This is a genomic window from Psychromonas sp. SP041, from assembly GCF_000470315.2.
Taxonomy (GTDB): Bacteria; Pseudomonadota; Gammaproteobacteria; order Enterobacterales; family Psychromonadaceae; genus Psychromonas.
The window spans coordinates 132,022-156,136 of record NZ_CBRF02000003.1 but is presented as its reverse complement, the minus strand read 5'-3'; the positions used below and the strand labels follow the sequence as shown (position 1 = coordinate 156,136).

Annotated in this window: 21 protein-coding genes; 9 read left to right on the top strand and 12 right to left on the bottom strand. The window is 35.4% G+C overall.

The features are described 5' to 3' along the window. Window positions 1-77 precede the first annotated feature (77 nt). Window positions 78-674: a glycerol-3-phosphate 1-O-acyltransferase PlsY gene (gene plsY, locus SP041_RS03120; protein WP_137297365.1), complete on the bottom strand. Its 597-nt coding sequence runs from the start codon at window positions 672-674 to the stop codon at window positions 78-80. Window positions 675-845: 171 nt separating this feature from the next. Here plsY and folB point away from each other — a divergent pair, with 171 nt between their 5' ends. Genes folB through SP041_RS03105 form a run of 3 tightly spaced genes read left to right on the top strand, consistent with a single transcriptional unit; the run spans window position 846 to window position 2,521 of the window. Then, window positions 846-1,199: a dihydroneopterin aldolase gene (gene folB, locus SP041_RS03115; protein WP_137297364.1), complete on the top strand. Its 354-nt coding sequence runs from the start codon at window positions 846-848 to the stop codon at window positions 1,197-1,199. Next, window positions 1,199-1,687 carry a 2-amino-4-hydroxy-6-hydroxymethyldihydropteridine diphosphokinase gene (gene folK, locus SP041_RS03110; protein ID WP_025562559.1) on the top strand — a complete coding sequence of 163 codons (489 nt, stop codon included), beginning with the start codon at window positions 1,199-1,201 and terminating at the stop codon, window positions 1,685-1,687. The genes folB and folK overlap by 1 nt, the downstream gene beginning before the upstream one ends. Before the next feature lie 33 nt (window positions 1,688-1,720). Next, window positions 1,721-2,521 (top strand): undecaprenyl-diphosphate phosphatase, encoded by an 801-nt coding sequence (locus SP041_RS03105; protein ID WP_025562558.1) that lies wholly within the window; start codon window positions 1,721-1,723, stop codon window positions 2,519-2,521. A 250-nt stretch (window positions 2,522-2,771) separates the two neighbouring features. Here SP041_RS03105 and SP041_RS03100 read toward each other — a convergent pair whose 3' ends face one another. Next, window positions 2,772-4,007: a multifunctional CCA addition/repair protein gene (locus tag SP041_RS03100; RefSeq protein ID WP_025562557.1), complete on the bottom strand. Its 1,236-nt coding sequence runs from the start codon at window positions 4,005-4,007 to the stop codon at window positions 2,772-2,774. A gap of 183 nt (window positions 4,008-4,190) precedes the next feature. Here SP041_RS03100 and SP041_RS03095 point away from each other — a divergent pair, with 183 nt between their 5' ends. Both SP041_RS03095 and SP041_RS03090 read left to right on the top strand, forming a co-directional pair. After that, window positions 4,191-5,807: an AAA family ATPase gene (locus SP041_RS03095; protein WP_025562556.1), complete on the top strand. Its 1,617-nt coding sequence runs from the start codon at window positions 4,191-4,193 to the stop codon at window positions 5,805-5,807. Between the two features lie 7 nt (window positions 5,808-5,814). Further along, window positions 5,815-6,615 (top strand): general secretion pathway protein GspB, encoded by an 801-nt coding sequence (locus tag SP041_RS03090; RefSeq protein WP_025562555.1) that lies wholly within the window; start codon window positions 5,815-5,817, stop codon window positions 6,613-6,615. A gap of 243 nt (window positions 6,616-6,858) precedes the next feature. On the opposite strand, the gene SP041_RS03085 is transcribed toward SP041_RS03090, so the two are convergent. The 3 genes from SP041_RS03085 to SP041_RS03075 all read right to left on the bottom strand — a co-directional run bounded on the left by SP041_RS03085 (window position 6,859) and on the right by SP041_RS03075 (window position 9,534). Then, complete coding sequence (locus SP041_RS03085) at window positions 6,859-7,461, bottom strand: TIGR04211 family SH3 domain-containing protein (protein WP_025562553.1); 603 nt, start codon at window positions 7,459-7,461, stop codon at window positions 6,859-6,861. A gap of 110 nt (window positions 7,462-7,571) precedes the next feature. Further along, window positions 7,572-8,837, bottom strand: coding sequence for an inorganic phosphate transporter (locus SP041_RS03080; protein WP_025562552.1), 1,266 nt, complete (start codon window positions 8,835-8,837; stop codon window positions 7,572-7,574). Between the two features lie 16 nt (window positions 8,838-8,853). Next, window positions 8,854-9,534, bottom strand: coding sequence for a TIGR00153 family protein (locus SP041_RS03075; RefSeq protein ID WP_025562551.1), 681 nt, complete (start codon window positions 9,532-9,534; stop codon window positions 8,854-8,856). A 179-nt stretch (window positions 9,535-9,713) separates the two neighbouring features. Between SP041_RS03075 and SP041_RS03070 the strand changes: the two genes are divergently transcribed. Further along, the gene (locus tag SP041_RS03070; protein WP_025562549.1) at window positions 9,714-11,225 is read left to right on the top strand and encodes a CYTH and CHAD domain-containing protein; all 1,512 of its coding nucleotides are present in this window, start codon (window positions 9,714-9,716) and stop codon (window positions 11,223-11,225) included. 205 nt (window positions 11,226-11,430) lie between these two features. Further along, window positions 11,431-12,579, top strand: coding sequence for a methyl-accepting chemotaxis protein (locus SP041_RS03065; protein WP_051368401.1), 1,149 nt, complete (start codon window positions 11,431-11,433; stop codon window positions 12,577-12,579). A 129-nt stretch (window positions 12,580-12,708) separates the two neighbouring features. Here the strand turns inward: SP041_RS03065 and SP041_RS03060 are convergent, their stop codons facing one another. The 4 genes from SP041_RS03060 to SP041_RS03045 all read right to left on the bottom strand — a co-directional run bounded on the left by SP041_RS03060 (window position 12,709) and on the right by SP041_RS03045 (window position 15,047). Further along, a complete protein-coding gene (locus SP041_RS03060) occupies window positions 12,709-13,050 on the bottom strand; it encodes a hypothetical protein (RefSeq protein WP_025562547.1) in 342 nt (113 codons plus the stop codon). Between the two features lie 2 nt (window positions 13,051-13,052). Beyond that, window positions 13,053-13,700, bottom strand: a complete 648-nt coding sequence (locus SP041_RS03055) for a hypothetical protein (protein WP_025562546.1) — start codon at window positions 13,698-13,700, stop codon at window positions 13,053-13,055. 236 nt (window positions 13,701-13,936) lie between these two features. After that, complete coding sequence (locus tag SP041_RS03050) at window positions 13,937-14,620, bottom strand: PspA/IM30 family protein (protein ID WP_025562545.1); 684 nt, start codon at window positions 14,618-14,620, stop codon at window positions 13,937-13,939. A 13-nt stretch (window positions 14,621-14,633) separates the two neighbouring features. Next, on the bottom strand, window positions 14,634-15,047 hold the full coding sequence (locus tag SP041_RS03045) for a YjfI family protein (RefSeq protein WP_025562543.1): 414 nt from the start codon (window positions 15,045-15,047) through the stop codon (window positions 14,634-14,636). A 306-nt stretch (window positions 15,048-15,353) separates the two neighbouring features. Here SP041_RS03045 and glnE point away from each other — a divergent pair, with 306 nt between their 5' ends. Beyond that, window positions 15,354-18,209, top strand: a complete 2,856-nt coding sequence (glnE, locus tag SP041_RS03040; protein WP_025562542.1) for a bifunctional [glutamate--ammonia ligase]-adenylyl-L-tyrosine phosphorylase/[glutamate--ammonia-ligase] adenylyltransferase — start codon at window positions 15,354-15,356, stop codon at window positions 18,207-18,209. 73 nt (window positions 18,210-18,282) lie between these two features. On the opposite strand, the gene lpxL is transcribed toward glnE, so the two are convergent. Then, window positions 18,283-19,212 (bottom strand): LpxL/LpxP family Kdo(2)-lipid IV(A) lauroyl/palmitoleoyl acyltransferase, encoded by a 930-nt coding sequence (gene lpxL / locus SP041_RS03035; RefSeq protein WP_025562541.1) that lies wholly within the window; start codon window positions 19,210-19,212, stop codon window positions 18,283-18,285. A 124-nt stretch (window positions 19,213-19,336) separates the two neighbouring features. Between lpxL and SP041_RS03030 the strand changes: the two genes are divergently transcribed. Next, entirely contained in the window at window positions 19,337-21,613 is a 2,277-nt protein-coding gene (locus SP041_RS03030) for a diguanylate cyclase (protein WP_025562539.1), read from the top strand. Here SP041_RS03030 and SP041_RS03025 read toward each other — a convergent pair. Together SP041_RS03025 and menC are read right to left on the bottom strand one after the other, a co-directional pair. Beyond that, window positions 21,605-23,053, bottom strand: a complete 1,449-nt coding sequence (locus SP041_RS03025; protein WP_025562538.1) for an AMP-binding protein — start codon at window positions 23,051-23,053, stop codon at window positions 21,605-21,607. The two genes, SP041_RS03030 and SP041_RS03025, sit on opposite strands and share 9 nt — an antisense overlap. Beyond that, window positions 23,041-24,081, bottom strand: coding sequence for an o-succinylbenzoate synthase (gene menC, locus SP041_RS03020; protein ID WP_025562537.1), 1,041 nt, complete (start codon window positions 24,079-24,081; stop codon window positions 23,041-23,043). The genes SP041_RS03025 and menC overlap by 13 nt, the downstream gene beginning before the upstream one ends. Window positions 24,082-24,115 lie beyond the last annotated feature (34 nt).

The following is a 24,115-nucleotide window of genomic DNA, read 5'->3' as shown; positions in this document are numbered from 1 at the left end:
TGGTAATTATTGTGTATTTGCTGTGATTTCTTTAATTATAACGAGATTGCCTTTAACTACCAATCTCTTTATGGATATTATTGTTTCCAGTTCACTATTTTATTTTCTTTACCTGTTAATAAGCGTCGAATATTACTGATATGCCTCAGAATGATTAAGCATGAAAGCATTAAAACAGGCAAAGTGAACTCCGGTTTGATGTGGTTTACAAAAATGGGGGCGGCAATGGCAGTTACAATGGCTGCTAATGAAGCATAGCCACTTATTGCAACGGTTAATAACCAGGTAATAACAACTAACCCAGTCATATCCATTCCCAAAGGTAACAATGTACCTAATCCTGTTGCTACAGCTTTTCCTCCTTTAAATTCAAAGTAAGGAGGAAATATATGGCCTAAACAAGTCGCAATCCCGATCAGCCCAATACCAATAGGTGGAATGCCAACAAAGTAAGCTAAATAAACGGGTAAAGTGCCTTTTAATAGGTCAAATAGAAGTACTAGACAGGCTGCTTGGGCGTGATGTATTCGTAATATATTAGTTGCACCAGGGTTTTTTGATCCATGTAATCTTGGGTCTGGCCAACCTTTAAATCGACATAATAAAATCGCACCATTTAGTGCACCTAGAAAATAAGCAGATATGCTAAAAATAAGTGTTGCCAATATAATCATGGTACTTATTTCATCCTATTAAGGTAAAATGCGGTGCAATTATAATAGGTATATAGATAAAAATTTTATTAACTCATTATAATATTCAGTTTAGCGGTCGAGTTTACTCGCTAACAAGTACAAAAAAAAGCTTCGTTGTATAAAAATAACTATAGTTAAAGGATTCAAAAAATGGATATTGTTTTTATCAAACAGTTACAAGTGATTAGTAAAATTGGTGTTTATGGTTGGGAAAAAGGAGTGCAGCAAAAGTTGTATTTTGACCTAGAAATGGCTTTTAACAATAAACCAGCAGCTGATAATGATGACATTAACCTTGCATTGAATTATTTTAGTGTTTCTGAACGTGTAAACCAGTTTGCACAACAAAATCAATTTGAATTAATTGAAACGATGGCGGAACGCGTTGCGGCATTGATCATGAAAGAATTTTCGGTGACATGGATAAAATTAACATTGCATAAACCTGGCGCATTAGCTAATGCACAGAGCTTAGGTGTACAAATTGAGCGTGGAATAAAGTAGTGGCTCATATTTTTGTTGGTGTCGGTTCTAGTATCAATCGGCAAGACAATATTCGAGAAGGGATACTGTTATTAAAAGATACCTTCGGGGAGCTCAAGTTATCCAGTATTTTTGAAAGTGAGTCTGTTGGGTTTAAAGGAGGACTTTTTTATAATTTAGTCGTGGAACTAAATAGCGAGTTATCAATCTCACTGGTTATACAAAAACTAAAGCAAATAGAAGTGCAGTTAGGTCGTCCTGAAAAAGCCATTAAATATGCTCCAAGGACGTTGGATTTAGATTTATTGTTATATGATCAAACAATAGATCGTACATTAGATCTCCCTCGTGCAGAGATCACCAAAAATGCTTTTGTGCTTCAACCTTTAGCTGAATTAGCACCCACATTAACTCACCCCATTTTAGGTGTTAGTTACCATTCTTTATGGTCGCAATATCCAGTGGGCAAACAAAAATTATGGAAAGTAGCATCGCCAATATTAAATTAATACAGTGATTCTACATAAGCAGATGAGATAAAAATGAGTATTTTAGAGATTGTTGTATTAGCTTTGATTCAAGGATTAACTGAGTTTTTACCTATTTCCAGTTCAGCACATTTAATTTTACCGTCAGTATTATTAGGTTGGCAAGATCAAGGCTTAGCTTTTGATTTAATGTTGAATATTGGTACTTTATCAGCTGTATTGATCTATTTTTATCGTGAAGTTAATAATATGTCTGTTGCCTGGGTTGATTCAATAAAAAATAAAAATCATAGCCAAGATAGCAAATTAGCATGGTGGATTATTTGGTCAACTATTCCGGCTGCAGCGATTGGTTTTTTAGGTAAAGATTATATTGAAGTATATTTACGTAGTGGTTATGTCATTGCAATAACTACTATTGTCTTCGGTTTGTTACTTTGGTGGGCAGATGCAAAAGCAACACAAGTAAAAACTGAATATCAAACAGGGTTAAAAGGCGCCATTATTTTAGGTTTTGCACAGGCTCTCGCTTTAATTCCTGGAACATCTCGCTCTGGGATCACTATTACCGCTGGCTTAATGCTTGGTTTAACGCGTAATGCTGCTGCTCGCTTTTCTTTTTTAATGTCAATTCCAATTATTGCGATGGCATCGGGGTATGATTTATTAAAGTTTGTTTTATCTGATGAGAATGTTGATTGGTCGTCTTTATTTTTAGGGGCTGGTGTTTCATTTATTAGTGCGATTTTATGCATTCATGTGTTTTTAATCTTATTAAATAAAGTTGGTATGTTACCGTTTGTTATCTATCGATTAATATTAGGTACGGCTTTATTTTATATTTTAGCTGGTTAAGTTAGATATTTTAAGACAGGATTATTAAGTGTTGTATCGCCTTGCTTATCCAAAACTGAGGTTATTTAATTTAAACTATCAAAGGTGGTTTTATCATCAGCTTTGATACTTATGTGCTAGGCCTATTGGCGTTCTAAAGCGAGACATATCGTTAGGCAATATTAGTTAATATAGCTTAACGAAAATAAATCGCTTGATAAGTGAGTCAACCTAAGCAGTTATTCAACCTGCTTATTAATATTAATAAGCATTAAATATCGCGTTGATGAGTCTCTTTAAATATTTGTACTAACTGGATACGTTGTTCATTTAATTTACGTCTGATGTCAGCCCCTTGAAAACCTTGCGCTATGATCGCTTGGATATCTACTTTTAAAGCCGCTTGAAAGCCTTGCCACATATAATCTGCAGTGGGGTAAGGTAACAACTCAAATCCAGTACGTCCTTTAGAGTCTGCTACACAGCATTGCAGCATTTGTTGGAAGCGGTGTGGTTTACGCCATGCATCACATTTATCCATGATACCGACCATCGTGCTCGCTCTTAACTCAAAAGCACTGTGAATATTGGTGTGGTGCTCACTCACTAATAATGCGAGATCTCGGTATTCATTTGGTACTTTAAGGCGTTTACAGAATTTTTTAATGACTGATAAACCTTTAAATCCATGTCCTTTATGACTCGGCCATTCACTTTCTGGTGTCAACGCTTTCCCTAAATCATGCACTAAGCAGGCGAAACGGAAAGCAACAGAGTCTGACAATAAACAAGCTTGCTCCACCACCATTAAAGTATGGATGCCTGTATCAATTTCTGGATGCCAGCGTTTAGGGGCTGGCACGCCATATAAGCTATCAATTTCAGGGAATAAAGCGGCTAATGCTCCACAGTCTCGTAGTACTTGAAAATAAACTTGTGGGCTATCTGTTTGCAAGGCTTTTTCAGTTTCGACCCAGACACGCTCAGGCGTTAAACTCTGTAACTCTCCACTTACTGAAATCTCTTTCATTAGAGTGAGGGTTTCTGGTGCGATATAAAAACCAAGTTTAGCGAATCGAGCGGCAAATCGAGCAACCCTTAATACTCTTAAAGGATCTTCGCTGAATGCTGGGCTAATATGACGTAATACTTTGTTTTTTAAATCTTGTTGTCCGAAATAAGGATCGACCAATTGCTTGTCTTCAGATTGGGCGATCGCATTAATAGTGAGATCGCGTCTGGCCAAATCATCTTCTAAACTGACATCTTGCCCTGCATAGCAACTAAACCCAGTATATCCGATACCTTGTTTACGTTCAGTTCTAGCTAATGCATACTCTTCACCAGTATTGGGATGAAGAAAGACAGGAAAATCTTTACCAACTTGGGTAAAGCCTTTGTTTAACATTGCTTCTGGGGTGCTATTAATGACAACAAAATCATGGTCTTTGACTTCGATGCCTAATAATTGATCTCTAACTGCGCCGCCAACTAAAAATACACGCATTGTTTGCCCCCTTAATGAATAATTTAGTTATTATACCGAAACTAGCTAAATATGCAGAAGCTTGTCTGTTTCATTAATAACAATTGCCATCAGTATGTGATCTAATATGATGGTTAGTAATATTTATCGGTTATTTATTTCCATTGTTACTAATATGGCTCAACATTTTGTCTAAGGTTTATAATGTACCAAGAATTTTTTTCTTTGAAAGAACAACCATTCTCGATTTCACCTGATCCTGATTTCTTATTTTTAAGTGATCGCCATAAAGAAGCGTTAGCTCACCTAATGTATGGCTTATTAGGTAATGGTGGTTTTGTGTTACTAACTGGTGAAGTGGGAACAGGTAAAACCACCGTATGCCGTGCTCTCTTGCAAGATATCTCTGAAGATACAGATATTGCCTATATACTTAACCCAGCTCAAACAGAGATTGAATTATTAGCGACCATTTGTGACCAACTAAAAATTGCTTATGATGTCGATAGAGCGAGCTTAAAAACGTTATTTGATGCTATTAGCGGTTGGATGCTTGATAACTTAGAAAAAGGACGCAGTGCGATCGTATTGATCGATGAAGCTCAGCATCTTAGTTTTTCTGTTCTCGAACAATTAAGGTTATTAACTAATATTGAATCAAATAATAAAAAACCATTACAAGTTATTTTAATTGGACAAACTGAGTTACAACAAAAGCTCAAAGAAAATGAATTACGTCAATTAGCTCAACGCATTACTGCTCGTTACCATCTATTACCGCTCACCCTACAAGAAAGTGAATTTTATATTCAGCATCGTTTAAATGTAGCGGGTGCAAGTACGCCTATCTTTGAAACAAAGCTACTTAAGCGAATTTTTAAGTATAGTCGAGGTGTACCAAGGTTAATCAATTTAATTTGTGATCGTAGTATGCTTTGCGCTTATAGCCAAAACTCTCCTAAAGTAACGGCTAAAATGATTGATTTAGCAGTAAAAGAAATTGATTTAAGTCTTAATGATAAAAATGAAGGTAAATCATTTAAACAAGGTTGGCGAATTCTACTGCTATTAGTGTTAACGGCGTTTACTGCTATACAGGCCCCTAAAATATTTCATAATTTTAATCAGCCAAGAGAATCAATTGAAACGATAAGTGAGTTTAATTTATCTAAGACTATACCTGTACAGTCTAGAGCAGTTAGTACTTCTTCTTTCAATAACTTATCTTGGTTTGATAATTACCCCGAGTTAGATTTAAGTAATGGCGAATTTTCAAATGCGTTAAAAACACTTTATGCCGTATGGGGTTATGAGGTTAGCTTAGATAATGCAAGTTGCGCAGAAGGTGATATAGCATCATTACAATGTTATTCGGAAAACACCTCATTAAAAAAATTAGAGCAATTAAATTATCCTGCCATTATTGAACTAGCAAGTGACGAGGATTCTATTTATACGGTACTTTATAAAATAAATAATAAGTATGAGCTATTGATTGGAACACAAAAAATAGAAGTGAATAGATCATGGTTAACCGAATATTGGACTGGCGAATTAACACTTTTATGGCAAGTTCCTTTTGATATCGCTAAACCATTAAAATTTGGGGAAAAAGGCGATAGAGTTTTGTGGTTATCTAAACAGTTAAATCGTGTGTATGGTTCATCTGAAAGTCCTAAAAACCGCTTTGACTGGAAATTAAAAAATACAGTGGTTGAGTTCCAGAATGATAATAATTTAGTCGCGGATGGCATTGTTGGTCGACAAACATTAATGCCGTTAGTACAACAATTAGATGCAAAAATACCTTCATTATTGTAGAGGCACCATGTCCACCATACTAAAAGCATTAGATAAAAATAAGCAAAAAAGTCAATCTGTTATTATCGAAAAATCAGCGGATACTACTTGGAAGTTAATGATGATAGCTGCGTTGTTAGTGATTGTTATATTATTAACGATAGTGTTTTTTTTGTTATTTAAACCGACAGTTGAAACCGCTAAACCAATACCATATATCCCTTCGGTAGCGGAACTAATACACGCAGCACCCGAACAGAAAAATCCACATTACGATAGCTTAGTGAGTGAGGTCGACTTTAATACTGCACCTTTACCGACTGTATCGCAAAAGACTGAAATGGAATGGACACCTGCGGTAAAAGCGAATGTTAATGCGGGGAAAAATTCAGTAGCAAAAAATGCTGAATCAGATCAATTAATTATTGATGGTTCTGTTCCCAAAAGATCTATTTCTAGTAAGCAAGATACTAATCATATCTCTCTTGATGATGTGCCTGATGATTTACAACAACGCTTCGCGTTAGCGGTAGAAGAAGAGAGTAATACTACTTTTACTGAATATGTCGATAAAGATGAAGAGTTAGTCACTTCTGATATTGCATCAATGCCTGCTCGCTTTCAATATAGAGTACCTGTGATGCGTTATGATTCACATGTCTACTCAACAGAAGCGAAAGATCGTTGGATACGCATCAATGGCGTTGATTTACGGGTCGGAGAGTCTCTTGGCGAAATAGAATTGGTCGATATATTACCTCGTCAAAGTATATTTCGTCTTGGTAAGCAAAGCTTTACATTGGAATCACTACAGGATTGGAAGGGTTAATCTATATTTTAGGCAATTGTATTTAAAGCGTTTGTTAAGCTAGGAAGTTAAGCTGCATAATTAAACGATGCAACTAAGCGATGATAACTAAATTATACAACTAAGCTAACAAGTTAAATTCTAAAATGAAGTTATAAAAAAACGCACTAATGTGCGTTTTTATTTTTAAGCCATTAACATACTAAGCCATGTAGACGTTAAGCCATTTATATTTTCAGTTACGTATTACTTAACTTTTGCTCTTTACCAGTTGTCAGTACGCTTTTTACGACGAGGTAAGAATGGAAGAATTAAACCGACTAACATACCGAAGAATAAAACACTGCCGCCATACATTAACCATTCCATTTTAATACGTTCATCTTTAGTTGATTGTAATAAATCTAATTCCATATTACGTTCTTTTAAATCTTCAATGGTATCGCGTAGATCTCTTTTTTCACTATCAAGCTGTGCAATTAGGCTGTCTTTATCAATAATAGCCTGTTCTTTATCTGAGTTAGCTTTAGCATTATCACTATTGATGGTGTTTAGCTTATCTTGGCTTGCTTGAAACTTCTTTTGTATTTCAGGTAACAATGATTTTGCTGGTGGTTGTTTTTGAATTTCAGAGGTTTTTACCCAACCGACTCTACCCGTTGGTGTTTTTACTTGGGTAAACTTTGTTTGATCATTGTATTTTAAAGTATTCACCGAAGTGCCCACTTCAATAGTACCAATAATACGATATTGCAAACTTGGGCCAGAGTGCATGTAGATAGATAGTTCATCACTGACGTATTGTGTCGCAGCAAAACTACTGAATGGAAATAAAAAACACAGTAAAAGTAATTTGATTGATTTCAAAAGAAAGACCTTTTAGCAAATAAATTGAGCAATCATTCTAAAAGTTATTGATGCTCAGTAAAAGCAAAAAGAGAGCCTAAGCTCTCTTTTTTCGATTTGAAGTATTAATTTTAAGAAAAAACACTCTTTAACATATAGAAGAATATAATCGATAAACCGGCACCGATAGGTAATGTAACCACCCATGAAATGACGATATTACGTACTACACCTAAGTTTAAGGCTGCAATTCCTCTTGCCATACCAACACCTAATACTGCACCAACTAACGTCTGCGTTGTTGAAATAGGTAAACCAGTACCAGATGCAATAACAACTGTAGAAGCAGCTGCTAGTTCTGCTGCAAAACCACGACTAGGTGTTAAATGCGTAATACCATGGCCAATTGTTGCCATTACACGTTTACCGAATATCGCTAAACCTAATACAATACCAACGCCACCTAATGGCAAAATCCACCAAGCTAATTCAGCTTTAGCTGTAATTTGACCGCCATGTTCAACAATGCTGACAACTGCTGCTAGTGGACCAATTGCATTGGCAACATCGTTTGAGCCATGTGCAAATGCCATCGCACATGCAGTCACAATCATTAAAACAGAGAATATTTTTTCTACATTAGCAAAATGCATTTGCTTGTCTGCTTTAGGATCAATTTTTACTCGATTAACAAATACTTTACCGACAATAGAGACTAAAGCGCCTACTATCATCGCTAAAATAATAGCTTCCATCGTACTAAAGTGCAGACCAACATGTTTAAGACCTTTAGTGATCGTCACTAAAGACAGTATGAAACCCGCTAAAAACATGTAAAAAGGAACGTAGCGTTTTGCATTCGTTATTGGATCTTTAGTATTAAATATCAGCTTTTGTGAGCTCATAAAAATAAAGTAAGCAATAATACCGGAAATAAGCGGCGTCACTATCCAACTACCTATAATGCCTCCTACTTTACTCCATGTCACACTATCTACACCCACACCTACCGCTGAGAAGCCTACAATAGCGCCTACAATCGAGTGTGTGGTAGAAACCGGCCAACCAAAGTAAGAAGCAATAATTAGCCATAAACCAGCGGCTAACAAGGCTGCTGTCATACCATAAACGAGCAGCTCAGGTTGCTCTACAAAATAGGAAGCATCAATAATGCCTTTACGTATTGTCGATGTTACTTCGCCACCCGCTAAATAAGCGCCTGCAAATTCAAAAATCATTGCAATAATAATAGCTTGCTTGATCGTTAGTGCTTTTGAACCAACAGAAGTTCCCATTGCATTCGCAACGTCATTTGCACCAATACCCCAAGCCATTAAAAAGCCGACTGCGCCAGCAAACATAACTAACATGCTGCCGTATGTATTTATAATATCCATCTTTAAGTCCTTAGAGCTACGATCTAGCTAGAATAAGTTCTAACTGGGTGCCGATTAATTCAGAGTGATCTGCAAGACTGCCTACCCATTCTAGAATTTTATACAAAAACATTACATCTACTGGTTTGTAATTATCTTCAATGGCTAATAAATTGCGACGAAGTTTGATTTGTAATGAATCTGTATCATCTTCAATCGTTTCAAGTACTTCAATCATTTTAGTGACGATGTCTACTTCACGGCCTTTAAAGCCTGTTTCTAGTAATTCATCTAACTCGTTAATTGCATTTTTTGCTTGTTGAATAGCATCTAAACTACGTTGTACGTATGCCATAAAATCAACAAATATTTCACTTGGTATTTGTAGCTGACGACCAAAAATGCGTCCCGCTATGTCTTTTGCTGTATTAGCAATTTTATCTTGGCGATTAACAAGCTCTAATAAGTCAGCTCGGTCAATCGGCATAAACAAACCTTTTGGAAGCGTTAAACGTAATTCACGTTTAAGTTCATCTGCTTGTTTTTCATATTGAGATATTTGCTTACGCACTTTCTCTGCTTCAACCCAGTCATTTTTTGAACTGGCTTCAAAGAAAGGTAATAACAACTCACTACATACTGCTACTTTGTCCATGTGTAATTGGATCGGTTTGATTGGAGATTTTGCAAACACTCCAAATATCGAATTAACTGGCATGATTCACCTTAGGTTTTGATGGTTTGGTAACCACATTCTAGTTCAGTTGAACATCTAATATGCGGCGCATGTTAACTTTCTTTTGCACACAATAGAACATCAATTTAGTATAATTGAGAAAATTTTACGATTAAAAATGATCCAGGCTATTAAATTAAGGGTAATTTGCGGTATATATTATGGAAACAGAGATAGAAATTAAGTTTTTTTTTAATGCACACTTCGCCGACGAACTGCTGAATAAAATAAGCCAACACACGGTTATTTCTCATAAAGATCAAATGATGTACAACGTCTATTTCGAGACGGCTTCACGCGCACTGAGAATGATGGATATGGGCTTAAGAGTACGCCGTATTGATGACCAATATACTCAAACTATTAAAACATCTGGTCGCGTTATAGGTGGCTTACATCAACGCCCTGAATATAATGAACCCATTGAAGGTTTAGAGCCTGAGTTAACTCGATTCAACAATAAAATTTGGCCTAAAGGTTGTAATTTAAGCGAGCTACAAGAACAAATAGCACCATTATTTAGTACAGATTTCAGACGCTTACACTGGTTGTTGGAAATGCAAGAAGGCACTTTAATTGAAGTTGCTTATGATTGCGGAAAGATTATAGCCAATCAAGGTGAGACTGATATTTGTGAAATCGAATTAGAATTAGTGAAAGGAGATGAAGCTCAGCTATTTATTTTAGCGCAAGATATTGCCTCATTACCTCAAGTTCGTTTAGGTAATGTGAGCAAAGCTCAACGTGGTTATATGCTCACTGAAAGTGCTCATTTCTCAGTTAAACCGATTGATTTTTCAGCTTTGAATCCAGAAATGGTTTTGCGCGAGGCGCTTTCTGTTAACTTTCAACACGGTCTAAAACATCTTCAATATCATGAACATTGTTATCTTGAAGGGGGGGATTTCGATGCTTTAGTTGAACTACAGAAAAGTATTATGTTTTTACATCAAAATATTCATCTTTTTAAAGAAGCGGGTACTTCATTTTTAGGTTATGCATGGGTTGAAGACTTGCAATGGCTCGCGAGAAGCTTTTCGTGGGTCGATGAACGCTTAGTTTTTAGAAAGTTATTAGAAAATAAAGCTTATTACATTCGCAAATTGCCGCGATTAAAACAATTAAAGAAAGATTTACGTTTAGCAGATCAAGCTCTCCCAAGCGAAGAAGATATTTTCAATATTTTACACAGTTCGCGCTATTGCCATTTTGTCTTAGGGTTAACGCAATGGTTGATTGGACTGGAGAAAACAGCGCATACAGAAAATGATTCAACTTCATTACTGACATTTTCCGATACGGTGTTGACTGAGGGATGGTCTAAATTAAAAGCGACACTTTCTTCGGAAGTGCTTTTAAGTACCGATAACTTACTGCAAAACCAAGGGTTATTAACGGCAAACTTAATGACTGGTTTTAGCCTTGGTAACTTATTTGATGCAGAAAAAAGTGCAGAGTACTGTTACCCGTGGCTAGATATTTATCAGGGTATTCAAGAGCTTTCGATGCTTGGTGCTATTTCTGAACTCGCTGTTGATGAAGAAGACATTGTCGTACAGGCTGAATACTTTAAATGGGTTAAACGTAAACAATTTTCTTTATTAAGTGCGATTGAACAATCTAAACAACGTGCTATTGCGAATGAAATGTATTGGCTTGATTCAGAAAATTAATGGATATTTTTTCTAAAGCGTACCAAAAAGAAGAAACAAGTTATCAAAAGAAAATAATGTAGAGAGTAATAGATCACAAATCCTCTACATTTAACCTTAAATAGGTATATTTAGTGTTGTTATTACTAATGTTTTCTTTCGTCTTGTCGATAAGTTAAGTAACGTCTATTTATCTTTTTCTTATTTTCTTCTTTTGAGTGAGTTTATGGTGCAAATACAACTGAACGGTTTAGAACAAAAATTAGTCAACATTTCTGCTTTAGGGAAAGGTTTTATTTTATTCATTATTGGAGCGATATTTACATTATTACTTAATCAGTTTTTTTCTTTTAACTTAACTCCCGTATTTATTCTTATTACCTTATTGAGCTTAACCGTTGTTTGGCAACATTATTGCCATCAAAAACAAGTTCTAGTTTTAAAGCAATATATTGAAGAGCCTCAATCATCTAAACCAGAACAATTAAAAGGTGAATTTTCTGAATTGTATTTGTGTGCGACTCAAGAAGCCGCCAACGCAAAAAATCAAACTGACCAAAATGCGAATACAATGACCAAACTCCACGAAGTCATAGAGCAATTCAGTACTTGTATGGAAATTGTTAATGAATCAATTGCTGAAGAGTTTGATCAAATTGGATCATTGGCAACGGCAATGAATGAAATGACAGCTGCTGTAAAAGAAGTGGAGGGGAATGCAGAAAGTGCATCCGTTTCTACTTTGGAGGCGACAAATGTTGCTGAAGAAGGGCGCAATGCCGTTGATGCAACTATCTCTTCTATTAATACATTATCAAGAAATATTGATGACTCTGCGACTGCTGTTAATAATGTAGAAATGAAAGTTGAAAGTATTGGTAGTGTAGTGGATACCATTCGCAGCATTTCAGACCAAACTAACTTATTAGCATTAAATGCTGCGATTGAAGCCGCTCGAGCAGGTGAAGCGGGCCGTGGTTTTGCTGTTGTTGCTGATGAAGTTCGAAATCTGGCTAAGCGCACCCAAGATGCTACCGTTGAAATTCAAGGAATGATTGAATTGCTACAACAAAGTGCACAGCAAGCGGTTGGTTTAATGGATAGTAGTGTTAAAGAAGCCGAAGTAGGGGTGACGGAAGTGACTAAAGCGGGCATTAAATTGTCTGATATTGTGGATAAAGTAAATCATATTTCAGACCTTAACTATCAAATCGCTTCAGCTTCAAAAGAACAAGCGACAGTAGCTGATGAAATTAATAGTAATTTAGTACAAGTAAAAGAAACGGTTGAAGGTTCGGTCGTTGTATTGAAAGAAGTGACAGAAATGACAGAAGAGATTCTAGGTTATTCTATGCAACTTACTAAAGCATCGTAATTGTAAGTTGTGAGTTATTAAAGTCATCATCATTAAAACTTAATACGATAAATTAATAAAAAGCACTGGTTTCCAGTGCTTTTTATTATGCGAACGAAAAGTTAATCAACTCTATAACGTAATTGCTCATTACTCTTCTTCAAAGTATTCACTGTAAGTTGCAAACTTAGTGAGTTCTTCAATCACACACTTCTTAATATCAAGCTGATTTTCTGCCGCAATATTATAACGAAGACCAAGTTGAATATAGTCATCGGCACTCAAACTAACCGTTAAACGAGGGCGTTTGGGCTTCTTATGCGTTGGTAACTCTAATAAGTCACGAATCTTTTCAGAAGGGCTAATACCTTCGTCTAATGCACTACGGCGAATGCTATATTGCAGCTTACTATCCATATCAAAAGCAATTTGTACCGCTTTGACTACTTTTGCTGATTGCTGCCATTTTTTAGGTAATTCACCATTGGGCATTATTACTCTCCTTTTATCCATAATTCCGCAATGTCACTAGCTGGGCGTAAGCTAGATAAATAAACATCGGTATCACCATTTTCAAAAATAAATATTTCTATTAAACGTAAACCTTTATTACCTTCTAATGAGAAGTATTGAAACTCACGACCATGATCTTGGTCGGTAAACTCTGGCGGCTTGCTATCTCGGTAATCTGCCTGATGCATGTAGCCTGGTGTTTCAAAATCTTGTTGGATATATTCGGTCGCTAACATATCACCATAACTATGCTGTTCAGTTAATGGTGTTAATCGTGCTTTTCCAGGTGCTTCAAAAATCTCTGAAAAATCGTCTAAATTAAATAATGTTTCAACGTCAGCGCGACTTAATAATAAACTACATTTAATCAGATTTTTAGGGTTCTTAGGGAAGCTAACATAAACCAGTTTATCACTTACACCTTGGCTAATAAGTTGTATGTAATGCTCATGACTAAACTCAATCGTTGTGATGTCATTAACTTGTAACTGTTGCTTACGCATCGCTTCTGGTAATGCAAAACTATCACCGAAACAGAATATATCACGGTTTAACAATTGCTTAGGTTCACTTAAAACACGAGTAGATACGGCTGGTTTTTTATTAAATAACGATTTTAAAAAGCGCATAGAGATCCTTAAACTAACCGTATTAACTACTTGAGTTAATACTACATAGAAATATTAGGTAGAAAAATAACATATTTTAATGAATATGACCGTATCGTTATTATTGCAGGCGACTATTTATAGTTATTAACACAAAAAAACTGATAGTTATCAACACAAAAATGATGGTTATTAACGCAAAAAACACGACGAGCATCCGCTGGTCGTGTTTGTATTTTCATTACTTTAAAGATAAATTATTTATTTTTTAAGCGATCTAATACTGATTGTGCACTGTTTTGTTGTTCACCAATGCCAGCTTCTTGTAATTTATTTTTTAATGTTTGATCGGGTGTTTCAGATGCTAATTGCTCAGCTGCTTTTAATTTATCGTCAAACATTGCTTGTTTTTTCTTAATACGCTCAAGAGAGTCTTTTGCACTTAATAACTTAGAGTTACTTGCCGTAAAGTTATCTGTAATTGCAGACGTTGCTTTCTGAACGCTTTCAGTTGTTTTTACCATGGTTAACTGACGTTTATATTCAGTTAATTGGCGCTCGCTCTTTTTGATCAGCCCTTTTAAACGATCAGCACTTTTTAAGAAGCTTTCGTTTGTTTGTTGTTGCTCAGCAGCCGTTGTTTCTAATTCAGCAATTTTTTCAGCAACTTCAATCGCTAATGCTTCATTACCCTGGTTTAGGGCTTGCATCGCGTAACCTTCGTGCTCTTTAATACTTGCTTGTAACTGTGCTAACTCACGTGCCGCTTGCATTTGCTTCGCCATCACTTCTGTTAAGTCACGTTTTGCAATCGTAACGTGTTTTTCTGAATCACGAATTTCTTGTTCAAAAATTCTTGTTGAATTGGCATCTACAATTGCTTCACCAGCTTCAGTTGCACCACCACGTAAGGCAGTAATAATTTTTTTAAATATGCTCATTATAAACTCCGAATTAATTTAAGTAACTATCCATTTCGCTGATCACTTCAAGGCTGTTATCGCTTAGAGTGACGAGTTCAAGCTCAATATCTTCAAGGCTTGAGTGGATTGATAGCGCGCCAAAAACAACGTATTTGTCTTCAACTTTAGCAAAAGAAGATAATGGCATCGGAATGTTCATTTCTAACATCGCTTCCATCATATTTGCTTTTAGTTCTGATTTGATTTCATCTTCACCCCATAAGTAGGCAATGCATAAAATTTGGTTATCACTAATAGAAACAAAAATTGGTATCTCTTCACGACCAATTATTTCTATTTGTAGTACATCTATCTCACCATCAATAGGTGTGCAGTCAAAATTAAAGCCCGTTTCGGTATCGTCTGCTAACTTGTTGAGATGTGTAGCAATAGTATGAATATTCATCTTGTCCCTTAACCGTGTGACATTAAATGTCTTGTGAGTGTTAATTTAGCTCCCATGGCATTATATGTCAATGGGTTTATGTTTTTTATTTGTACAAACCTAATTTAACAATGGAGTAACAGTTTAATCAAATTTTACTGAGTACGCATATTTAAGATTACGAGCTATCGGTATTTATTTCATTACTCGTATTACAATAATGCGGTCTTTAAATCACTTTTCAATGATTAAGTGTTAAAAATTACTGATCGGATTTAAAACTCCTGTTAAGTTAATGAATAGTCTAATTTTTAGCATGGATAATTTATGCCTTTATTAAAAGCTGCTGCACAAAAATACATTCAACAATTGAGCGAACGTTTTGATTTATCAACGTTGAACGAGCAACAACAGGAAACGTTATTTCAAGTCTTTTCTTTGAGTGATTTTGTTGCTAATGCATTAATAAAGCAGCCAGATCTTATTCCTCTCTTATTTGAGAGCGACTTATTAGTTAGTACAGATCGTAAAAGTCATTTAATCGATGAATTAAAAGTAGTATTAGCAGTTACCGAAACTGAGCCTCAATTACACCATGCTTTACGCCTATTTAGACGTAAACATATGGTCGTGATTGCATGGCGTGAGCTATTAAATCTAAGCTCTTTAAAAGAAAGTTTTGAGCATATTTCACTATTAGCAGATCAATTAATTCTACAAGGTCTGGATTGGTTATATCAGCTGCAATGTAAGGAGCAGGGCACGCCATTCGGAGAGTCAGGTAAACAGCAAACGATGTTTATTTTTGCGATGGGTAAATTAGGCGGTAAAGAGCTTAACTTTTCTTCTGATATCGACCTTATTTTTTCTTATCCTGAACGCGGTACAACCCAAGGTGGACGACGTGTTATTGAAAATTCAGCCTTCTTCACTAAATTAGGGCAGCGCCTGATTGCCGCTTTGCACCAAATTACCGTTGATGGTTTTGTTTATAGAGTTGATATGCGTTTACGACCTTTTGGCGAATCTGGCCCATTAGTGACGACCTTTAATTCTATAGAAGATTATTACCAAACCCAGGGACGTGAATGGGAGCGATATGCAATGGTTAAAGCGCGGGTGCTAGGACAAGAAGGAGAAGACAAGGAAGAGCTAAAAAATATGCTCAAACCTTTTGTTTTTAGACGCTATATAGATTTCAGTGCCATTGATTCATTACGAAAGATGAAAGCAATGATCAGTGCAGAAGTTCGCCGCAAAGGATTAAAAGACAATATTAAGTTAGGCATGGGGGGCATTCGTGAAATTGAATTTGTTGCACAGGCATTTCAACTCATTCATGGTGGTCGTAATGTTGAACTACAATGTAAAGGGTTACAAGAAACATTACAGGTTATTGCAGATATTAATGTATTACCGCAAGAGCGTGTTGATTGCTTATTAAGTTCTTATCACTTCCTTCGTGCTGTTGAAAATATATTGCAGCAAATTGGAGACCAACAAACTCAAACGTTACCAGATAATGAACTTGATAAATTACGTTTAATTAAAGTCATGAAGTTTGATGACTGGGATAGCTTTTATATGCGTTTGAGCCAAGTCATGGTCAATGTGCATGATGAATTTAATTGGGTTATTGGTGAGTCTGAAGAGCAACAAAATGAAGCAGAAGAAACATTTATAGAAATGTGGGAATTACAATTAAGTAGCGAGGAAATAGAACCATTGTTAACTGAAGGTATTGATTGTGATGAAGTAAGTTCAGAACAAGTCAGTGCTTTTGCAAAAATGATTGTGTCATTAAAATCGGATCTAACTCGACGCCCTATAGGCCCTCGAGGACAAGAAACGATTGATAAATTGCTACCTCGATTAATTTCATTGATTTGTGATTATCCACAGCCTGAAAAATTATTTGAACGTATTCATCACTTATTACTTAATATCGTTAGTCGTACTGCGTACCTAGAGTTATTAAATGAAAATGAAGGGGCGTTGAAGCAACTGTTAAAATTATGCTCTGAAAGTCCTCGAGTCTCTGCTCAATTAGCACGTCATCCTATTTTGCTTGATGAACTACTGGACCCTCAAAAACTTTATCACCCTACAGCGTTAGGTAGTTATAGAAGTGAGTTGCAGTTATTTATGTTACGTATCCCAGAAGACGATATGGAACAACAAATGGAAGCATTACGTCAGTTTAAACAAATGCAGTTTTTACATATTGCGACTGCGGATATCGCGAAAGGTATTAAATTACCGCAAGTGAGCGACCATTTAACTTGTCTCAGTGAAGCTATTTTAGATTATGTGGTGCAGATAGCTTGGGCACAAATAACCTATAAATTTGGCTTGCCTAGCAACGTGATAGGAACCGACAAAAAAGGCTTCGCGGTCATTGGTTACGGGAAAATGGGCGGATTAGAGTTAGGTTATGACTCGGATCTGGACGTGGTTTTTTTACATGAAAATAATATATTAGGCGTTACAAGTGGTGAGCGATCTATTGATAATCAGCTGTTTTACTTTCGTTTAGCGCAACGCATTATTCACTTATTTAGCGCTCGGACTAATTCAGGTATTTTGTATGAAATTGATATGCGTTTGCGTCCATCAGGAGATTCTGGTCCTTTAGTGGCCAGTTTAGCGGGATTTAATCGTTATTTAAAAGAGAATGCTTGGACATGGGAACATCAGGCATTAGTCAGAACTCGTCCGGTATTTATAGATTCAATAATGGCGGAAGAGTTTGTCGAAATACGTTCGCAGGTATTAAGCCAACAGCGTGATGTTGATAAATTACGCACAGATGTATCAGACATGCGATTGAAAATGCGTCATCATTTAAATCGAGCAACCAAAGATGAGTTTGATCTTAAGCAGTCACCAGGTGGAATGGTTGATATCGAATTTATAGCACAATATTTAGTATTGGCTAATGCTGATAAATTTCCAGAATTATTAACAAAATGGTCAGATAATTTACGTATTTTTGCGGCATGTCAGGAAGCAGGGCTATTAACACAGCAACAAGCTACTGAATTAATTAATGCCTATTGCCATATTCGAGATGCGGGGCACCGTTTATCTTTAGGTAAAGAAACTCGTATTGCTGCAATAGAGCAGTTTACTGAAGAACGTAAGGTTGTTATTAACGTTTGGGAACAATTGTTTAGCGAGTAGATATAACAGTAAAAAAGTGAATTTGTTAAATTAATTCACTTTTTTACTGTCTAAAATACCACTCAATTAATCATTATTGCATATTATAAAATGAAGGCTCGCCTTCTGGACGCGTTTTAAAACGACGATGCAACCACATGTATTGTTCATCACATTCTTTTATCATTCGTTCTATTTGTTGATTAGTGCGTGTTGTATCTAATATTAAATCATTACTTGGAAAATCATTTAATGCTTCATAAAAAACTAACTCGTAACCTTTATTATTCGGTAAACGTTTTAAAAAAACAGGGATGACAACACAATTTTTAACACGTGCTAGCGTACTAGTACCTGATATCGTATTTGCTTTCTCGACGTTAAAGAAAGGAGCAAAAACACTACTTTTATGTCTTCCGTAATCATGATCTGGCGCATACCATAATGTTTGTCCTGTTTTCAAAACACGTAACATCGATTTAAAATCTTTACGATCTAGCATTCCTTTATTTTCTCGCATTCTGCCACGGTAAAACCAATAATCTAATACTTCATTACTATTTTTACGGTAGACAGCATAACTAGGATGGAATAATCCAGCTGCTCGGCCACCCATTTCTAAGGTAAGAAAGTGAGCTCCCAATAAAATAATGCCTTTATCTTGTCGTGATGCTTGTTGTAGATGCTCAAGTCCACGAATATTTAATAAGCCACGTACGCGCCAAGCCGGCCAAAACCATGCCATACCCATTTCTAATAATGCGATACCGGTATGTTCAAAGTTAGCTTTTACTTTTTTATCTATTTGTTCAGGTGTGAGTTCTGGAAAACAAAGTTCAATATTCCGACGTGCTGTGTCATAACGGCTTTTAGCGAAAGGAATTGCTATACGCCCTAGCAACTTACCTAATCTATTTAGCGTTGAGTAGGGTAACAAAGATGTTAAAAAAAGGATGAAAATACCTAACCAAGCAAGCCAATACTTTGGGTGAATGAAGCTAGGTTTTAATTTATATGAATCCATAAACTACTCTCTATATTTTGGAAGTATTATTCTACCGTCTATTATTGAAAATGACTATTTTGTAGTTAAATCTTTTCTAGTACCTGTTATATTCCCTATATTATTTGGTTTATTTAGGTTTTAAATGTTAAGAGCAAAGCGTTTTTATTCTGTTGATTTTGTGTTTTTTATTGCTATTTTTGCGTTAATTTTATCAACCTTCTTTTTGATGTCTGATGATGAAAATCAACAGCAGCAACGTAATGTAGCGGAACGAACGGTATACAACAGTTTTGTGTCTACATTAGATCGAGTTAAATCAAATGCTATTTTATTATTCGAACTTCAATATACTAATGAATCGATTTTATCTTTGTTAGACGATGCGAATAAAGCAAAAAAATCCTCTGAAAGTTTACAATTAATTCAACAGCAGCTTCACGACCAATTACAATCCCAATTTAGAGTAAGCAGCAAATATTTTCCAGAGCAGAAAATATATTTAATTAATGGCGACCTTTTATTAAATAACGCTCAATCTGCTTATAGTAGTAAACAAGCTAGTGGTGCTCAGGAAGCTCAACTTACTACAGGTTTAGGTAAAGTACTTAAAAGCCAGTCTCCTTCATTTGGGTTATCATTAAGAAATGGCCGTTATTTATATCGTTATTTCTTTCCTGTTTTTAATGCATCAAATGAATTCATTGCCGTTGTCGAAATAGCAATGCCATTGGCTAATGTGCAATATGCATTAAGCAATATTAGTAATGCAAAGTCTCAATATTTGTTAGCGAAACGACCTTTATTAGCATCAATATACAAGAATAAATTTTATCAAGAAACAGAGTTTTCAAGCAGCTTCTTTGTTAATAAAAATATTAATTTAATTGAAGCGAATTTAAGCGATACCGATTTAAGGGAGTTGAAAAAGAACCTGAGTTCAATAGAAGAATCTAGATTAATGCAATTAAAGCGATTCTCAATTAATGCTCAAGTTGAAGGGCAAGAGGGTATTGCTGTTTTCATGCCTATTCATGATGTTGAAGGATATAATGTTGGTGGTGTATTAACCTTTATTCCTGCGATGAAATGGTATATTTCAAGTACCGAATTTAACACGATTACAATCATGCTAATACTGATGTTAGGGTTAGTCTTGTTATATGCCATCTCCAAATCTACTGCTATCTATAAAATGAAATTATCCTACCAGCAGTGTTTGGATGTTTTACCTTTCCCTATTTTCTTAAAAGATAGTCGCGACCAATATTTTGGCGCTAATAGAGCGTTTTATAGCTTTTTAAATATTAGTAAAAAGCAATTGCTCGAGCGAGATCAACATAATGAGTATGAGCCTGATGAACTTAAAACCTCTATCTCAGAAATAAATGAAGCGGGCGGGTGTATTGAAATAGAATCTGATAACTTGAAAAAAGATGATGATTCAATTTATAAGATTTCTTATTATGAAGTTGCCCAACAAGGCGCTTTAAAACATGGTGTGGTTGGTTATATTGAAGATGTCAGTAATTACAAACTATTAAACGATTCATTAAAGTCATCATTGTTTGATCAAACAGAGTTTATGGATATTTTGCCTTTAGGTGTTCGAATTTTTAACTTAGAAGGGCGCACAACCTACATTAACAAAATGTATAAAAGTCTTAACGGGTTTAATGTTAACGATTTATTAAGTGCTGACTGCGAAGCGATATTTAATTGTTTGGAATGCCATAATAATGTTTGCTCGTTGCATAAAAATAGAATTTTAAAACTAAATCAACGAGTTGAAACAATAAAATATAATGCATCTGGTGAAGCACTTACCTATGAAGTAACCTACCAACCTTATTATTCCATTGATAAAAAGGTACAAGGAATTATCGAACTAATATGTGATATCACTATTAATAAATCACTGTTAGATAAAAACCATACCTTAATGCTAACGGATGAGTTAACGGGAGTATCAAATTATCGTGGGCTTATTAGCGCAGGGGATAATTATTTTCGTTTAGCACAGCGAGCTAAAAAAGCGTACTTTTCTCTTTATGTGAATGTAGTTGGTATGGAGAAAATTAATGAGACACAAGGTAAGAAAGAGAGTGAGCAGTTATTAATTCAGTTTGCTAATATTTTAAAAAATACATTCAGAGAAACGGATATTATTGCACGTACCGGTGACGATGAATTTATTGTGTTAATGAATGACAGTGAATATGAAGTTATTGATAATACTAAGTTTATTCGTTTAGATGCTAATGTTAAAAAGTTTAATTCAACAATGAATAAAGCATATCGTTTAGTTATTGATACCGGTATTGTCGAATATAATGCAGGGAGTCATAGTAGTTTATCTTCGTTGATTAAAAATGCAGAGCAATTGGTTTATGAGCACCGTTTAAAGCGTTCATTAAATTAATTTTTGTTGCTTTAATTGTGCCATGAAAGCTTCTTTTGGTACTTTTAAGCTTTGTTGGTTAGTGATTTGAGGCCAAGCTAAATAAACATCTGGTTGCTTAAAGCGTGTTAACTGTGTTGCTAGATACGCTTTAAGTATTTGGGCTTGTTGCTCAAAGCGCGTTATTTCATTTTCAACAAATTCAATAAAAATGGCAATACGTTGCCCATATTTCTGATCTTCAATCGGATAAATATACACTTTTTCAACGCTTTTATGTTGTAAGCAAATACGCTCAATTTCTTCTGGCTGAATATTCTCACCGCCACTAATAAACTGCCGATCTTTTCGTCCTAAAACCTGTAAGTAATTAGCTGTTATCTTTCCTATATCACCCATTTGAATCCATTCTTTAGGATCTACTACAACGATATTATTATCTTGGAAATATCCATATAAACGAGTTTTTCCTCGAACATATATTTCATTATTTCGTATTTTAACTTCTCTATAAGGTAATACTTGTAAATCATTACTGTTGTTCGACGTCGCCACTTGAGAGGCCATTTCAGTACACCCATAACTCAAGTGATAGTCAAAATCGCGTGCAGTTAATGATGTTAATAAGGAATCAGAGAAAGTACTACCACCTAATAAAATATGTTTTATCGGACATTCTTTTGCAGTAAAAAAAGGATCGGATAATAAGCGTATTAACTGTGTTGAAACCAACGATAAATGGGTTATTTTTTGTTGTTGCAGCATCAATACATTTAATGCCGATGAGGTTAAATGGATACAAGCGCCAGCAATAATGGTGCGAATGACTGTTGCATAACCGCCTATGTGAAAGAGAGGCAACGATAGTAAATTATGGTCATAGTGGTTTAAAGGAATGAGGGCTTGAGAGCCTAAAGCACTAAAAAAATGATTCTCATAATGATGAATAATGGCTTTAGGGAAACCGCTACTACCTGAAGTAAAAATAATATTACAAGGTTGGCTTGGGTTAATGGTTATCTCTGATCGTTCATTACCTTCAATTGTTTCTTTCTCTAGTAAATAAAAATCTATATCGACTGTTTTAAAATGTAAATGTGTTGAATCATCAGCAACCCAGCAATAATAACTACTTAATATAGCGAGTCGTTGTGCTATTTCAGCGTCAGTAAATCGAGGATTTAAAGGGCAAAATAACCACCCAAGGCGAATACATAATAATTGTAGTAACAATAATTCAAGGCCATTACTGGCGATACAAACTAATCTTATCGATGAAGAGTTTGTTTCTAATCTATCTTCTTTTTTATTAACGTTAACGGTTAGCTGTTTTTGTAAATTAATTAACAGGTTATCTAAGTGTTGATAGGTTATTTGTCGTTGTTCACATGCGATAGCAATGGCTTGGTTATTATGGATAGCTTGCCAGCGTACAGGGCAATCGTTTATTAAGATTTCCATAAGCAGGTCACTTGCATTGGTGAGTTAAGGTGAGGAGGTATTAGTAAGTTTTCTAGCTTAGTGATTATATCACTCGGCTTATCTGTAAAAGCATGTAATGTATCTAATCCTAAACTCACTTTTACATTATATTGCTGTTGCCATTTTATCGCTAAGTGTTGAAGCTGATGAATTGCGACAGGAGATTCAAAGCTAGCGCTGACACTAACACTTAATTGTTGCTGCTGAGCATGTTTTAGCAATTCTTCAATCCGTTCTGGGCAACCAATTAGTGTAGGCTTAATAATCAATGCTTTAATACAATTATGTATGGGTATTGAGTCAATCATTAATAAACTTTCATCTAATGCTATCGACACGTTAAACTGTTTCGAAATGTTAATATTACTAGTAAGTGACGCGGTAGGCTCTTCGATATAATCTATATATTGCGAGTCTACTAAGGTTAAGAATTGCGCGTATTGCTGTTCAGTCCATTGTTGATTTACATCTAATCTAAAACGTATTTTAGGATTAAGCTCAATAAGCTTTTTTAATACATTCACTTCTTCTTTAACCGTAAATCGGCCTACTTTAAGCTTTATTAGTGTTGGGTATGTTAACTGTTGATAACGAAGTAGTATCTCTGAATAATCGCCTTGTAGCAAAGGTACACTGGTTAGGTTCACTAAATCACTATTCTCTGCTTTATGCCATGGGATCTGTTGTTGTAAACAAAATAATGCAAAATGGACACTCGATAACAGCGGGAAATGATGAATGTTTATTTCTTGTAGATTTGAGGCGGTTTGAAGTGCACCTAATAGGTATTGCTGGCATTGCTCTAGTGTTTCATTACTAAAGCCGGGAAGAGGGCAAACTTCACCAATTAAACATTGTCCGTCCGCTTGATGACCGACTAACCATAAACCTTCACGAGCGGTTAAATGATGTCCTTTAAAATTTAAGGGGTGTTGAAAAGGTAATGAAAAACGATACAAGCTTAATTGCATATTTGCGGTGTGAAATATTTTATTAAGCTTGCTCATTATAGGCTACGTGCCTCTATTTTTTGGCGTTAAC